Origin of the sequence: Paracoccus sp. MBLB3053 (genome assembly GCF_031822435.1) — a bacterium.
Lineage (GTDB): Bacteria > Pseudomonadota > Alphaproteobacteria > Rhodobacterales > Rhodobacteraceae > Paracoccus > Paracoccus aurantius.
Window position 1 is genome coordinate 167,424 of record NZ_JAVQLW010000004.1, and the last position, 13,775, is coordinate 181,198.

At 60.1% G+C, this 13,775-nt stretch carries 11 protein-coding genes and 1 pseudogene; 3 read left to right on the plus strand and 9 right to left on the minus strand.

All coding sequences use genetic code 11. The features are described from left to right. Positions 1–61: 61 nt before the first annotated feature. The 6 genes from RGQ15_RS19395 to RGQ15_RS19420 all read right to left on the minus strand — a co-directional run bounded on the left by RGQ15_RS19395 (position 62) and on the right by RGQ15_RS19420 (position 6,293). Entirely contained in the window at positions 62–1,234 is a 1,173-nt protein-coding gene (locus tag RGQ15_RS19395) for an IS5 family transposase (protein WP_311162451.1), read from the minus strand. A 138-nt stretch (positions 1,235–1,372) separates the two neighbouring features. Then, complete coding sequence (locus RGQ15_RS19400) at positions 1,373–2,374, minus strand: dipeptidase (RefSeq protein WP_311162452.1); 1,002 nt, start codon at positions 2,372–2,374, stop codon at positions 1,373–1,375. A gap of 21 nt (positions 2,375–2,395) precedes the next feature. Then, entirely contained in the window at positions 2,396–3,466 is a 1,071-nt protein-coding gene (locus tag RGQ15_RS19405) for an ABC transporter ATP-binding protein (protein ID WP_311162453.1), read from the minus strand. An 11-nt stretch (positions 3,467–3,477) separates the two neighbouring features. Next, complete coding sequence (locus RGQ15_RS19410) at positions 3,478–4,290, minus strand: ABC transporter permease (RefSeq protein WP_311162455.1); 813 nt, start codon at positions 4,288–4,290, stop codon at positions 3,478–3,480. Continuing rightward, entirely contained in the window at positions 4,290–5,120 is an 831-nt protein-coding gene (locus RGQ15_RS19415; RefSeq protein ID WP_311162456.1) for an ABC transporter permease, read from the minus strand. Before RGQ15_RS19415 ends, RGQ15_RS19410 begins: the two co-directional genes overlap by 1 nt. Positions 5,121–5,228: 108 nt before the next feature. Beyond that, entirely contained in the window at positions 5,229–6,293 is a 1,065-nt protein-coding gene (locus RGQ15_RS19420) for an ABC transporter substrate-binding protein (protein WP_311162457.1), read from the minus strand. A 152-nt stretch (positions 6,294–6,445) separates the two neighbouring features. Between RGQ15_RS19420 and RGQ15_RS19425 the strand changes: the two genes are divergently transcribed. Beyond that, positions 6,446–7,363 carry a LysR family transcriptional regulator gene (locus RGQ15_RS19425; protein ID WP_311162458.1) on the plus strand — a complete coding sequence of 306 codons (918 nt, stop codon included), beginning with the start codon at positions 6,446–6,448 and terminating at the stop codon, positions 7,361–7,363. Positions 7,364–7,465: 102 nt separating this feature from the next. Here the strand turns inward: RGQ15_RS19425 and RGQ15_RS19430 are convergent, their stop codons facing one another. Continuing rightward, positions 7,466–8,542, minus strand: a complete 1,077-nt coding sequence (locus tag RGQ15_RS19430; protein ID WP_311162460.1) for an ABC transporter substrate-binding protein — start codon at positions 8,540–8,542, stop codon at positions 7,466–7,468. A 139-nt stretch (positions 8,543–8,681) separates the two neighbouring features. After that, positions 8,682–9,911 carry an aminopeptidase P family protein gene (locus RGQ15_RS19435; RefSeq protein WP_311162461.1) on the minus strand — a complete coding sequence of 410 codons (1,230 nt, stop codon included), beginning with the start codon at positions 9,909–9,911 and terminating at the stop codon, positions 8,682–8,684. A 105-nt stretch (positions 9,912–10,016) separates the two neighbouring features. Here RGQ15_RS19435 and RGQ15_RS19440 point away from each other — a divergent pair, with 105 nt between their 5' ends. Together RGQ15_RS19440 and RGQ15_RS19445 are read left to right on the plus strand one after the other, a co-directional pair. Continuing rightward, a complete protein-coding gene (locus tag RGQ15_RS19440) occupies positions 10,017–10,916 on the plus strand; it encodes a LysR family transcriptional regulator (protein WP_311162462.1) in 900 nt (299 codons plus the stop codon). 718 nt (positions 10,917–11,634) lie between these two features. Continuing rightward, positions 11,635–12,396: pseudogene (locus tag RGQ15_RS19445) on the plus strand (ISNCY family transposase); the annotation flags it as partial. A 90-nt stretch (positions 12,397–12,486) separates the two neighbouring features. Here RGQ15_RS19445 and RGQ15_RS19450 read toward each other — a convergent pair. Next, entirely contained in the window at positions 12,487–13,713 is a 1,227-nt protein-coding gene (locus RGQ15_RS19450) for an IS110 family RNA-guided transposase (protein ID WP_311161741.1), read from the minus strand. Positions 13,714–13,775: the final 62 nt, after the last annotated feature.

The window sequence follows — 13,775 nt, forward strand, 5'->3', positions numbered from 1 at the left end:
GGATGCTGGCTGCGTGGTCGCTTTTCCCGTCGCCACATACCTGCCCAGAGCAGCTCCTCCTTTATGCCGCCAGCAAACGAGGCAATCGGGCGAGATTTCCAGCAGCCAAGGTCAGAATGAAGCGGGATCTCACGCGCTCGACGCCTCGATAGACAGTCTGGGCCATGCCACCAACGGTCTTGGCCCAGCCGAAAGGCTCCTCGATCCGCTTCCGAAGCTTGATCGACAGCGCGTAGCCCTTGTGTCGCGTGGTGCGTCCGTCGATCGCCGAATGCCGAGATTTTTGGGCGACGTGAGGCGTAACGCAGGCCTGACGTAGATCGGCCACGAAGCCCGCGACATCATAGGCCTTGTCGGTGCCCAGCGTCAGCTTCCGGGTCGAACCGGGAGAGTGACGATGCAGCATGTCGAGCGCGGCCTTGCGTTCGGCATGGCCATCGGCCTGGGTCAGGTCGCCCTGAACGATCAGCCCGTTCCGGTTCTCCATCAAGGCATGACCCATGAAGCAAAGCACGGCGCCAGGGCCGGCGGATTTCTTGTAGAGCCGTGCCTCCGCGTCGCTTGTCGAGGCGTGGGTCTTGTTCGAGCGCTTCTCGCCCTTGAAGTCGACCTCCGCATTACGGTTTCTGTGGTTGGGTTGGGGCATCGGGGTCGTCTCGGGCTTGGTCTCGGCGGTTTGCATATCGGGGGCGTTATCCTGGGCGGGGGGACCCCCGGGACCCTCATCCTCGGGCGGCGTGCTTTCCGCCTTCGGCTTGAAGCTCTTCATCGACGCCCAGGCCTTGATCAGCGTACCATCGACCGAAAAATGATCATCCGACAAGAGCGGCGCGACCTCGCGATGGGCCAGGATCGCCGACATCACCTTGCGCGACATCTCGGTCGTCAGCAGCCGGTCGCGGTTCTTGGTGAAAACCGTCGGCACCCAAACGGGATCATCGATGCCAAGGCCGACAAACCAGCGGAATAGCAGGTTATACTGCATCTGTTCCATCAACTGCCGCTTGGATCGGACCGAGAACAGGATCTGGAGCAGGCTGGCCCGGATCAACCGCTCCGGCGCGATCGAAGGGCGACCGAAATCGACATAGAGATGATCGAAATCCCCATCAAGGCTGGCCAGCGCGTCGGTCACGACCTGCCGGATCTTCCGCAGAGGATGCCGCGCGGGGATGCACTCCTCAAGGTCGACATAACTGAACAGCGACCCGCTCTTCTCGTCCGTTCCCCGCATGATCACCCCCGACAAAGTCCTGTCGGCGATGAATCACGTTCTGCAATCCGCGTCGAGGGCCGACTATTTCTAGGCTGCTAGGAGTGCAAACGGCCCCCGCCGGGAAAGGAGGGGGCCTGGACCTTGCTAGACGATGGCTTATTCGCCCCAGACCTCGGCCAGCAGATTGACCCAGTTCTCGCCCATGATCTTCTCGATGCGGCTTTCCGACCAGCCGCGCCGCAACATGGTCGCCGTCAGCGCCGAACTATGTCCGATCGTGTCGATACCGGCAGGATTCTGGATGGTGCCGAAATCGGTCAGGCGACGCGCATAACCCTTGTCGTGCGTGATCCAGTCGAAGAACGGCTTCTCATGGCCTTGGGTGAAATCGGTCCCATATCCGACCCGATCCTCGCCGCAGAGGTTGATGACATATTCCATCGCCTCGACATAATCGTCGACCGTCGCTTCGGTCCCACGGGCAAGGAAAGGGGTGAACATGGTGACGCCGACGAAACCGCCGTGATTAATGATGAAACGCAGTTCCTCATCGGTCTTGTTGCGCGGATGCGCCTTGAGGCCCGCAGGCAGGCAATGCGAGTAGGCCACCGGCTGGCGAGAGGCGAGGATGACATCGCGGCTGCTGTTGCCCCCGACATGGGACAGATCGCAAAGGATGCCCAGCCGGTTCATCTCGGCCACCACCTCGCGGCCGAAGTCCGAAAGGCCACCGTCGCGCCCCTCATAGCAGCCGGTCGCGACGAGGTTCTGGGTATTGTAGGCCATCTGGATAATGCCGACGCCGAGTTCCTTGAACAGCGACAGATAGCCGATCTGATCCTCCATCCCCGAGACGTTCTGCCAGCCAAGGATGATGCCGGTTTTTCCCTCGGCCTTGGCGCGGCCGATGTCGGCGGTGGTCTTGACCTGCATGATCAGGTCGGGATGATCGCGGAACCATGCTTTCCACTGCATGATGTTCTGCATGGTGGCGGTGAAACCTTCCCAGATGCAGCAGGTGCAATTGGCGGCGGTGATGCCACCCTTCTGCATGTCGCGAAAGATATCGGGGCCGAAATCGGACACGATCAGCCCGTCAATCACGGTCAGTCGGGCATGCAGGGACTGGGCCTCGGAAAGAGGCGCTTTCTGGTTCATCATGTTCTCCGTAGGTTTGGATCAGTTCTCGCTGACGATCGCGCCTGCCGAAGGCGCCCAGTGCAGCCAGACCCGCGCGCCGACCGGCAGCACATTGGGACCGCCTAGTCCGGGTGCCGTTGCGCGGGCGGTCAGCATCGGGCCTGCCTCGGTCTGGACCTGATATTCGACCGCCGCGCCGTGATAGGTCATGACCTCGACCCGACCGGGCAGGATGTTGGCCACCCCCTCTGGTGCCTCAGCAGCGATGCCCACGACCTCGGGACGCAACGCAAGGAAGGACTTGCCCATCTGCGCCTCTTGCCTGCCGAGGCGAAGGACCGGCCCCGCTTCCATCCGAAAGCCGTCCTGCGTCGCGGTCATACGTCCGGGCAGCAGGTTAGGGATGCCGAGGAAGCCTGCGGCAAAGGCCGAGCGCGGACGACCATAAACCTCGTCCGGCGGGCCGACCTGCTCGACCTTGCCGTTATACATCAGAACCATCCGGTCGGCGGTGCTCATCGCCTCGTCCTGATCGTGGGTGACGAAAACCGTGGTCAGGCCGAGGGATTGCTGAAGCTGGCGGATCTCGATCTTCATCTCGTGGCGCAGCGCGGCGTCAAGGTTCGAGAGCGGCTCGTCAAGCAGCAGCACATCAGGTTCGATCACCAGCGCACGGGCCAGCGCCACACGCTGTTGCTGGCCGCCCGACATCTGGCGCGGCAGGCGATCGGCCAGATGACCCAGCCGCACCCGCGCCAGCGCCTCGCGCACCTTGCGTTCAGTGTCGGCCTTGTTGAGACCGCGCATCTCAAGACCGAAGGCCACGTTCTGCGCTGCCGTCATATGTGGAAACAGGGCATAATTCTGGAACACGAAGCCCATATTGCGACGGTTCGGCGGCAGATGGGTCACGTCGCGCCCGCCGACCGTGATCTGGCCGCTGGTCGCGTCGACAAATCCGCCGATCATGCGCAGGGTCGTGGTCTTGCCACAGCCCGAGGGCCCCAGCAACGCGACCAGTTCGCCGTCGCCGATGCGCAGGCTCATGTTCTCGACCGCGACCGAATTGCCGTAATGCTTGGCGACATCCTGAAGAACGACTTCGGGCATGGTTTATCCTTTCAGAAAGCGCGACTGAGTTTGGCGTAACGGTCGGAGATCAGCAGAAGCAGGGTGATCAGGCCGATCTGGACCGTCGCCACCGCGCCGATGGTCGAGTCGAAGTTCCATTCGAGATAGTTGATCAGCGCGATCTGCAGTGTCGTGCTGTCGGGCCCGACCAGAAAGATCGACTTCTCAAGGTCGATGAACGAATTGACGAAGGCGAAAAGCGATCCCGCAATCACGCCCGAGCGGATCACCGGCAGCGTCACGCGGAAGAACACGGTCAGCGGGCCAGCGCCAAGGCTACGCGCGGCTTCCTCGACAGAGGGAGGCACACTGATCAGTGACGTCGTGACCAGCCGGATCATCCAAGGCAGCGCGATCAGGCTATGGGCGATGATCAACCCGATACTGGACCCGGCGATGCGCCAGCCAGTCAGGAACTCGACCTCGAGAAAAAAGACGAACAGCGCGCTGCCGCCGACGATTCCGGGCACGATCATCGGGGACATCAGAATGGTGTTGATCGTCTCCCGGCCCTTGAACCGTCCGCGGACCAACGCAAAACTGGCCGGCAGACCAAGACCCAATGCCACGCAGGTCGCGATCAAGCTGGTGCGCAGGCTGAGGAAGAAGCCGTTCCGGAAATCGGACATCTCCCATGCGCGGCGATACCAGTCGAGCGTATAGCCCTCAGGGGGAAAAGACAGGATCTTGTTCGAGAAGAAACTCATCCAGACGATAAAGACCAACGGCAATACGATGAAGCCGATGACGAGGATGCTGGTCCCGGTATAGGCCAAGCGAACGGATTTTTCCTGATTACTCATCATTCGCTCCATTTCCGGTATTTGCGCTGGACCAGCACCGATACGCCGACGGTCAGGATCAGGGTCACGGCCATCAGGATGAAGGCCAGCGCCGCACCGAAGGGCCAGTTCATCACCTTGGCGATCTGCTGGTAGACGGTCGGTGCCATCATGTGAAATGTCGGGCCGCCAATCAGTACCGGCGTCGCATAGGCGTTCATCGACAGGATGAAGCACAGGACCGAGCCGGAGAGGATGCCGGGCAATGCCAGCGGCAGCACGATCCGGCGCATGATGGTCAGGTGACTGGCTCCAAGGCTCTCGCCCGCGTCCTCAAGATTGCGGTCGATCGATTCAAAGACGCTGTTGAGTGTGATGATCATGAAGGGCAACAGGACCGAGATCAGCCCGATCACCACCCCTGCCGAGGAATACATCAGCCCCAGCTGCCCCTTGTGGCCGAACAGGCCCAGAAACGCGGCCAGAACCCCCTTGTCGTTCAGGATCAGCATCCAGGCCGAGGTGCGCACGGCATTGCCGATCAGCAGCGGGACAAGGATCACGATCATCAGCATTCGCTTGGCCAGATCGCCGACATGACGGGCAAGGAAATAGGCGACGGGCACGCCCGCCGCGAGGCAGATTGCCGTCGACAGGCCCGAGATCCAGACCGTGCGCCACAGCACGCCCTGATAGAAGCTATCGCTGAAGAATTTGAGGTAGTTCTCAGCCGTGACCGCGCTCATCATCAGCTCGGTCGGGTCGTAATGGTTCAGGCTGTTGCGCAGCATTAGCGCCAGCGGGGCAAGAAGCCCGATTGCCACGAAGATGATTGCGGGCGTGGCCAGCATTGGTGTTCCCGGCCGTCGCGGTGCTCCTTTCGGGGCTCCATTTGGCGGTCGGGAGACTGAGAAGGTTTCGGTCGTGCTCATGCGCCTGCTCCGCCTGCGGTCCGGGGATCAGCCAGCAAAGGACTTGTTCCACCATTCGAGCCATGTGGCAGTGTTCTCGGCCACATAGGCATAATCGAGAAAGCGCATCTTGCTGCGCTGCTCCGGGGTGAAATCGACCAATGCCCGGGTTTCGTCCGAGATTGAGGCCTTGGGATTTGCCGGGGCATAAAGGCTTGCTTCCGCCAGTCCCGCCATTGCGGTCGGGTCCAACATCGCATCCAGATAGCTATAGCCCGCATCGCGATTTGGACCGAACTCGGTCAGGCATGCGCCGAAGGTGACAGCGATTGCCCCTTCATCGGGATACTGGATGCCCAGAGACAAGCCGTCCTTGGCCCATTGCAGGCCGCGCGCCTTGTAGTTGATGGCAATGTCGACCTCGCCATTCGCCAGTCCCGCCTGCAATTGCTGGTGGGCTGCGTAGAGTTTGGGCTGGCTGTCACTGACAAGCTTTTCGAGCAAAGGCTTACCGTCTTCGACGCTGGTCATGTCACCCTTGGCGACAAGTCCCGCCATCATCATGTAATTGAAATACAGCTGGTTGGTCAGCCCGATGCGTCCGGCCCATTTCGGGTCCCACAACTCGGCATAGGATTTGGGCGGTTCGCTGACCTTATCCTTGTTATAGATGATGACCACGCCGCTATAGAGCCATGGCACGAAATAGGGTGCCTTCAGTTCTTCAACCACATCGGCGTAATTCGGGATCTTCGTCAGGTCGAGATCCGCGATGACCCCTTGCTGCTTCAACTCGAAGGCGTCCGAGCTGTTGACATGGATCAGGTCGGAGGATGCGCGACGGATGCGCTTCTCGCTCAGCAGCTTGGCCTTGCGCTCGGGCTCCATTCCCAGATCGCGGACGACGTTGAAGCCTTTGTCCTCAAGCAGCGGCTTCTCGACGAAGCGGACGGTTCGATCGTTCCAATCGCCGCCCCAGTTCGAGACGACGACAGTGTTCTGTGACGCATGAGACAGACGCGGCATCAGGGTCGGAAGCGCCGTTCCCGCCAGTGCCAGGGCGAGCATCCGGCGGCGCGTCGGGCCCGAGGATAGCGGAGATCCATTATTCATGGTGAAATCTTCCCTGTTTTCTTTGATTTCCTGTGGCTCCGGTGGCCCGAAACCATTCGAAGGCCCCAAAACGATGAGACCGTATTCATCGTTTGTACAATATTAATTTTTACTATATTAATTCCAAACAGCTATTAATCTTGGGCGGAAAAATGGGCTTGGAATTACGCCATCTGCGCGTTTTCGCAGCACTGGGAAAAGAGTTGCATTTCGGTCGAGCGGCCGACGCGCTACATCTCGCCCAACCCGCGCTTTCGAAAATTGTGCAACAGCTGGAAGCCGAAATCGGTACGCCGCTTCTGCTAAGGACCACTCGTCGGGTCGAACTGACCGAGGCCGGAAAGGCGTTTCTAGACGAGACCTCGACCATAGAGGCGCAAATTGAACAAGCGGTGGCTAGTGCGCGGAATGCCGCTCGCGGCATCCGAGGCGAGTTGAGAATCGCCTATACCGATTTCGCCATTAATGGTCGTCTCCCGCATTTCTTGCGTGACTTCGCCGCTGCCCACCCCCAGATTCGTTTGAATTTGATCTTCATGCCAACGACCAGCCAGCACATGGCGCTATTACAGCAGACGATCGATGTGGGGTTCATGATCGGAGAGTTCCGCCACAAGACCACAAGTTGTATTACATTTGACGAGGACGAATATGTTGCACTGCTTCCTGCCTCCCATCCGCTATGCAGGGAGACATCTCTGACGCTGGAGCAACTGGCGGATGAAAATTTTGTGCTGGGTACCGGCGAAAACTGGGCAGCATTTCGCACGAGATTGTTCGCCGAATGTCGCAGTCGTGGCTTTTTTCCCAACATCGTCCTTGAGGCATCCAACAGCGAAGGTATTTTTGGACTTGTTGTTGCCGGGGTCGGCGTAACGATCTATTCGAGCTGTGTTGGAAACCTTCCACGTCAGGGAGTCGAGGTCCGTCCCTTGCGAAATGTCAGCAGTAAGCTACCTGTTACTGCAGTCTGGGGGCGTAACCACAAATCACAGGTTCTAGATCGCTTCATAAACCTCCTTCGGCGATCTGCTTTGAATGAAACTAAGCAAAATACAGCCAACGGATAGCCTCGCGCACTAGCCGAGGGACTCGTCCAGCTCCACTCCTGCCTCGCGCTGCCTGTCGATCGAACAGGCAGAGACGAGTGCCGTGATGCAGAGTCTCCAAGGTTAACTCAGACTGAGCCATGCGCTGAAGCGCTCCGCCAGTTCTGCCTCGTGATCGACCCAGAACTCGTAGGATGATCCAAGCGCATTTGTCATGTTGTCGGGGTTCGTGGGCATATGCGAGGCCATCTCGGTCTTGCCGTCCTGATAGAGGCCGACGAGCCCGGCCGAGGATTTGCGAGCGGGTCCGTAGCTGATCCATTTCGCCTGATCCGCCAGCCGTTGCGTGTCGGTGGCGAATTTGATGAATTCCAGTGCATGTTCCTGCTTCCCGGCACCCTTCGGGATGACGAACAGGTTGTATTCATAGACCTGTCCATCCCAGACGATCTCGAAGGGCTTGCCCTCTGCGACGGCAGCGCCGAAGATCCGACCATTATAGGCCATGGTCATCGCGACCTCGCCATCGGCCAGAAGCTGCGGCGGCTGCGCGCCTGCTTCCCACCAGACGATGTCTTTCTTGATGCTGTCGAGTTTGGCAAAGGCGCGGTCGATGCCTTCCGGAGTTTCGAGCACGGTGTAGACTTGATCCGCCGGTACCCCGTCGCCCATCAAGGCCATTTCCAGAACAGCTTTGGGGACCTTCTTGATCCCGCGCCTGCCGGGGAATTTCTGGGTGTCGAAGAAATCGGCAATGGTGTGTGGCTTAGCGTCAAGGAACTTCGTCTTGTCATAGGCAAAGATCGTCGAGAACACGATCGAACCGACCGCGCAATCGCTGAGACCCTGAGGCAGGAAATCCTCGCTCGCCGGGGTCCCGTCGGGTGCATGCGGTAGGATCGCGGGATTGATCGGCTCCAGCAGGCCTTCGTCGCACAAGCGGATCGCGTCGGCATATTCGACATCGGCGACATTGGTGGTGACATTGCCCGCCTCGACCTGCGCCTTGATGGGGATCGCCGGGTTGTCACTGTCGAGCGCGACCACCTTGATACCTGTTCGGACAGTAAAGGGCTTGTGATAGGCCTCGACTTGGCTTTGCCCGTAGGTGCCGCCCCAAGACATGACCGTGATTTCGTCTGCGGCGGCGGTCGCGGCAAGCAGCGTCATTGCGGTGGTAATGGCGATCTCCTTCATCATTGCTCTCCTGTTGGATATTGTTTTCCAAGTCTCCAGCACCTGCTGTGATCTGAGCTTGGGGTTTGGCAGCCTGCTCTTGCGTCGAGACATCAGGTGGCGCGATGGGCGGCCGTCAAAGCGGCCGCGCATGGATGCGGATTCAGGCGGCCTTGGCCGCGCCCTTCACGATCAAATGCTCGGGACCATAGGGGAAGCCGGTGATATTGCGGTTTCCGGCCTCCTCGATCACGAGAATATCGTGCTCGCGATAGCCACCGGCGCCGGGCTGGCCTTCGGGGATGGTGATCATCGGCTCCATCGAGACGACCATGCCGGGCTCCAGTACGGTGTCGCAGTCCTCGCGCAGCTCCAGCCCGGCTTCACGGCCGTAATAGTGCGACAACACGCCGAAACTGTGGCCATAGCCGAAGCTGCGATATTGCAGCAGGTTCTGTGCCGCATACATCTCGTTCAGTTCGGCCGCGATCTCCGAGCATTTCGCACCCGGTACCAGCAATTCCTTGCCGCGGTCATGCACCCTGCAGTTAAATTCCCAAAGGCGGAGATGTTCGTCGCTAGCGTGCTCGGCAAAGAGCGTACGCTCCAACGCGACGTAATAGCCTGCGACCATCGGGAAACAGTTCAGCGACAGGATATCACCCGCCTCGATCCGCCGCGAGGTGACAGGGTTATGCGCGCCATCGGTGTTGATCCCTGACTGGAACCAGGTCCAGGTGTCCAGCAACTCGGCATCCGGCCAAGTTCCAGCGATCTCGCGAACCATGGTCGCGGTCGAATGCAGCGCAACTTCATGCTCGGGTACGCCGACGGCCAATGCCGCGACGCAAGCGGCACCGCCGACATCGGCGATCCGGGCCATTTCGTTGATATGGGCGATCTCCTCGGCCGACTTGATCATGCGCAGGCGCATGGCCGCAGCAGCGATATCCACGAACTCGACGCCCGGAAACTCGGATTTCAGCAGTGCCAGCAGGTCGATGTTGACGTGGTCGAATTCGATGCCGATCCGGCTTGCGCTGCCGATGATCTGGCGGATGGCGTGAAAGTAATTATCCTTCTGCCAGTCGGTATAGGTCAGGTTGTTGCCAAAGGTACGCCGCCAGGGCTGGCCACCATCAATCCCGGCGCTGATCGAGGTCGCATGGTCCTGATCGACAAGAAAACCGTAACGCCGCCCGAACTGGCAGAACATGAAATCGGCGTAATAGTTGATGTTGTGGTAGGACGTGAACAGCGCGGCATCGATATCGCTGGCGGCCATGTGCTTGCGGATCTCAACCAGCCTGCGCTGCATCTCGGAGGCCGAGAATGTGCCTTTGGCCTTCTCTCCGTTCCCGACAAAGCTCTGAAGTCTCTCACGTTCGGCCATCCGACCCTCCTTACGTTACATTTCGTTCAGGTTGAGGGTCGTGAGTTGCGAGCGTCAAAAGAGGTTTTATAATCGGTTGATAAGTTTTTCTCATGAGTGGGACGCATGATCCAACCGCCGCTGAACGCACTTCGCGCCTTTGAGGCCGTCGCCCGGACCGGTAGCTTTCGGACCGCCGCCGAAAGCCTGTTCGTCACCCAGCCGGCGGTCAGTCATCAGATAAAGCATCTCGAACAATGGCTTGGAGCACCTTTGTTCGAGCGTGGCGGAAGGGTGCCGACGCTGTTGCCGCGCGGCGCTGCCTTGGCCCGAGATTTGACAATGGCACTCGACGCCATCGATGCTGCATGCCGGAGGGCACGCCCTGCCAGCTCGGACGGAGCATTGGTGGTGGCGGCTATTCCATCCGTGGCGATCTGCTGGCTGATCCCGCGATTGCCGCGTTTTCGGGCACGGCACCCAGAAATTCAGCTGCGCGTGATCTATGCTCATCATGGGCACGACATCGACCTCATGACGACCGACCTCGCCTTCACCTTCTCCGGTTCGCGCCCCGTGAGCGACGGCATCGTGGCTGAGCCGTTCCTGTCGGGGCGTAGCGTTCCAGTGGCTAGTCCTGCGTTGGTCGGTTCTGCGCCCGCGCAACTGACATCACGATGGTTGCTCCAAGTCGGGCTTTTGCACGACAGTGACCTAGCAGGTTGGCAAACCTGGCTGAAACGGGCCGGTCAGACGGTGCCGGACCGGTTGCCTGGTGCGGTATTCGAGGATTTCAACCTGCTGCGCGCCGCCGCCCTGGCTGGACAGGGCGTCGCTCTATGCTCTTTGGCGATGATCCAGCCCGATCTGGCCGAGGGGCGATTAGTCCAGCTTTCCGAGATCTCGGTCCTCGAGGATTTCGGTTACTATCTGACGCAGTCCAGCCTGATCCCGATCGATGGCGCGCGGCGCAGGGCGCGCCAGGCCTTCCTGTCATGGATACGATCTGAACAGGGCGAGGGGTAGTTACGTCTAGAGGGCAAAATAAACTTCTTGCGGCATCTGGCTGGGCGAAGGGCAACCATGCTGTAGAATTGGTAGCCGATCCGTTTCCGCTTCGAGCTCGAAGCACCATGCAACAACGCGGCCTTCACATTCGGCTCGGTTGCACAATTTTTTCGCCTTGGCGAGTGCGGCTTAAACCGCCGCCTTGTATTCCGGTCTAGCCGGCAGAGATGTACCTAGCGCATCGAGTGTCGAGGCGGTGAGATGAAGGGGTAATAGCTGTCGCTGAACGACGGCTCCCGCGCTGGGACGCGCACGAATAGCTGCTATCTCAGATTGCTACGGATGAAGTGCCGCACGGCCGAAAGTCGGCTTAACCCCCGATCTGGGATGTGAGACCCAGCTTCCCGCTGCGCGCCGTCTGAGCGGTTGCTTCCACAATCATGCTGCGGCTGCTGTGCCGCAGCGCGGTGGGCAGCAAACCGCCCTTTCTGTTGATAGCGAGCCAAGATGCATTTCGAGAGGTGAAGGGGCGACAACTCGAAAATTCGCTTTGGGGCTGAGAAACGGCCGTCAGCCGAAAGCTACCGCCCGGAATGACTTTTGATTACATAAATCCGATTATCTGCGTACGACCTGTAGAACAAAAGTAGAATAGTCGCGAACTGGCAAAGTTGATTTGTCGCCTCCGCGCTGAGTGCTGACGCTGGTGTTGACCACGTGGCATGAGGGCTTCGACATGGGACTTGTTCTGATGAGCGAACGCGAGCTGCAACGGATCGAGGTGCTGGCGCAGGTTCTGGATGGCAGCCTGCGCACGGCGACGGCGGCGCGGCTTCTGGAGTTGAGCCAACGCCAGATCCAGCGTCTGATCGGCAAGGTTCGCGATGAAGGCGCCATGGCCGTGCGCCATAAGCTGCGCGGTCGGCCGTCGAACAACCGCACCAGCGATTTGAAGCGCGACTACATCCTGTCGCTGATCCGCAGTGACTATCCCGATTTCGGCCCGACGCTGGCGGCCGAGAAGTTGGCGGAGCGGCATGGCATCCGGATCTCCTCCGAGAGCCTGCGGCAATGGATGCTGGCGGCCGGTCTGTGGCAGAGTCGGGCGCAGCGGCGCCATCTGCACCAGCCGCGGCTGCGGCGCGAGGCATTGGGCGAGTTGATCCAGATCGACGGCTCGGAACATCGCTGGTTCGAAGATCGCGGTCCGGCCTGCACGCTGCTGGTGTTCATCGATGACGCCACCGGCCGGCTGATGCAGATGCGTTTCGTGGCCTCGGAAACGACCGAGGCTTATTTTGCGGCGCTGCGGGATTATCTGCAGAGGCATGGTCGGCCGGTCGCCTTCTACAGCGACAAGCATTCTGTCTTCCGGGTGAACCGGGCCGAAGCCAGATCCGGCCACGGCATGACGCAATTCGGCCGCGCGCTGTGCGAGTTGAACATCGAGATCATCTGCGCCAACAGCAGCCAGGCCACGGATGAGATTGAAAAGATCCTTTCTGCGGCTACATGCTATTTTCTCCCATGCAGGCGACCACGGGGCAAAGGGCGGGGTGTGAGGTTCAAGCCCCGTCGCGCGGCCAAATCATCGACGTTCCTCGTTTGTGGCGCCTGCACCGCGTTCCGGCCCCCGTTTTCGCCAGCCTTGGGTCATCCGCCGATAGCTGCTCTCGGCCTGGTCTGCGACAGCCCTATCTGCGCGTCTATGCTCTGGCAGGTTGTACGCGTAAGTGGCACCGCGCTGGCCTCGCCGTGCGGGAAGACCGGCTGCGAGTTCCAATGACCGCATTTTTCGAGTCATCAGCGCTGGCCGCACCCAAATGTAGTCCTCGCCTTTCGTCAGCATGTGCCAGATCAGGACGGTCAATTTCCGGGCCACAGCCACGGCCGCAATGTGGTTGCCACGGCGGGCGCAGATACGTTCATAGAATGCCCGCAAGGGACCCGGCACGCGAATGGCTTGCCATGCCGCTTCGACCAGAAGGTGACGGGCCCCTGATCTCCCGCGCTTGGTTATCCGGCCGTGATATGCCGGCCCGTCGCCAGACTGCCGAACACTCGGGTTCAGTCCAAAATAGGAGATCAGCTTGTCGGGATTGTCAAAGCGGTCGATCCGGCCAATGGCTGCCATTACGCCAACCGCCACAACCATATCGACGCCGGGTGCAGTCATCATCCTTTTGACCTGCGCATCCTCTAGGGCAGCGCGCGCAATGTCCCTCTCGACGCCTTTCAGCGCCTCGGTCAATCGGTCATATTCGTCGATGTGACGCGCGATGGCGTCGCGTTCGTCGTCCGGCAGATACTGCGCCTTGAGCCAGGCTCGACCCTTGATGCCGAAAATATCCACATGTGGGCAGCGCGGGACGAGATGCGCGTGCAGGACTGATTGCACGATCCCTTTCAGACGGACCCGGTGCTTGACGATCTGGGTCCGACGGGTGACCTGGCGTCGACGCGCCAGGGTCGCCTCATCCGGAACCCATACCTCCGGCAGGAAACCAGCGGCATAGAGCTGTGCCAATACGCGGGCATCGATTTTGTCGGTCTTTGTTTTCGCCTTGGCTATCAGATGGACCTGCAGCGGATTGGCAACGGCCACGCGCGCGACATGTGGCGTCAGGATTTCGACCACCGCCGTGGCATTCCCTGTCGCCTCGACAATCACGTGATCGGTCTTCTTCAACGTCGCCGCAAAAGCAGCCAGATGCTCACGTGTCATCCCGATCCGCCCCAGGTTCGTGACCGTCGCACCCTCCAGTGCAACAGCTTCTGCAACGACGCGATGGATGTCTAAGCCAATGATTCTCATGCATGCTCCTCCTTCCCGAAACACAACTGTCTCAGTCAACGGGAGCGGCGGGCACGCGGCAC

Bases quoted from the DNA above. Each gene is read 5' to 3' on its own strand.
- RGQ15_RS19400 (WP_311162452.1), bottom strand. From the start codon at position 2,374: ATGAACCAGAAAGCGCCTCTTTCCGAGGCCCAGTCCCTGCATGCCCGA.
- RGQ15_RS19415 (WP_311162456.1), bottom strand. From the start codon at position 5,120: ATGCTGGCCACGCCCGCAATCATCTTCGTGGCAATCGGGCTTCTTGCC.
- RGQ15_RS19435 (WP_311162461.1), bottom strand. From the start codon at position 9,911: ATGGCCGAACGTGAGAGACTTCAGAGCTTTGTCGGGAACGGAGAGAAG.
- RGQ15_RS19395 (WP_311162451.1), bottom strand. From the start codon at position 1,234: ATGCGGGGAACGGACGAGAAGAGCGGGTCGCTGTTCAGTTATGTCGAC.
- RGQ15_RS19405 (WP_311162453.1), bottom strand. From the start codon at position 3,466: ATGCCCGAAGTCGTTCTTCAGGATGTCGCCAAGCATTACGGCAATTCG.
- RGQ15_RS19430 (WP_311162460.1), bottom strand. From the start codon at position 8,542: ATGATGAAGGAGATCGCCATTACCACCGCAATGACGCTGCTTGCCGCG.
- RGQ15_RS19440 (WP_311162462.1), top strand. From the start codon at position 10,017: ATGATCCAACCGCCGCTGAACGCACTTCGCGCCTTTGAGGCCGTCGCC.
- RGQ15_RS19450 (WP_311161741.1), bottom strand. From the start codon at position 13,713: ATGAGAATCATTGGCTTAGACATCCATCGCGTCGTTGCAGAAGCTGTT.
- RGQ15_RS19420 (WP_311162457.1), bottom strand. From the start codon at position 6,293: ATGAATAATGGATCTCCGCTATCCTCGGGCCCGACGCGCCGCCGGATG.
- RGQ15_RS19425 (WP_311162458.1), top strand. From the start codon at position 6,446: ATGGGCTTGGAATTACGCCATCTGCGCGTTTTCGCAGCACTGGGAAAA.
- RGQ15_RS19410 (WP_311162455.1), bottom strand. From the start codon at position 4,290: ATGAGTAATCAGGAAAAATCCGTTCGCTTGGCCTATACCGGGACCAGC.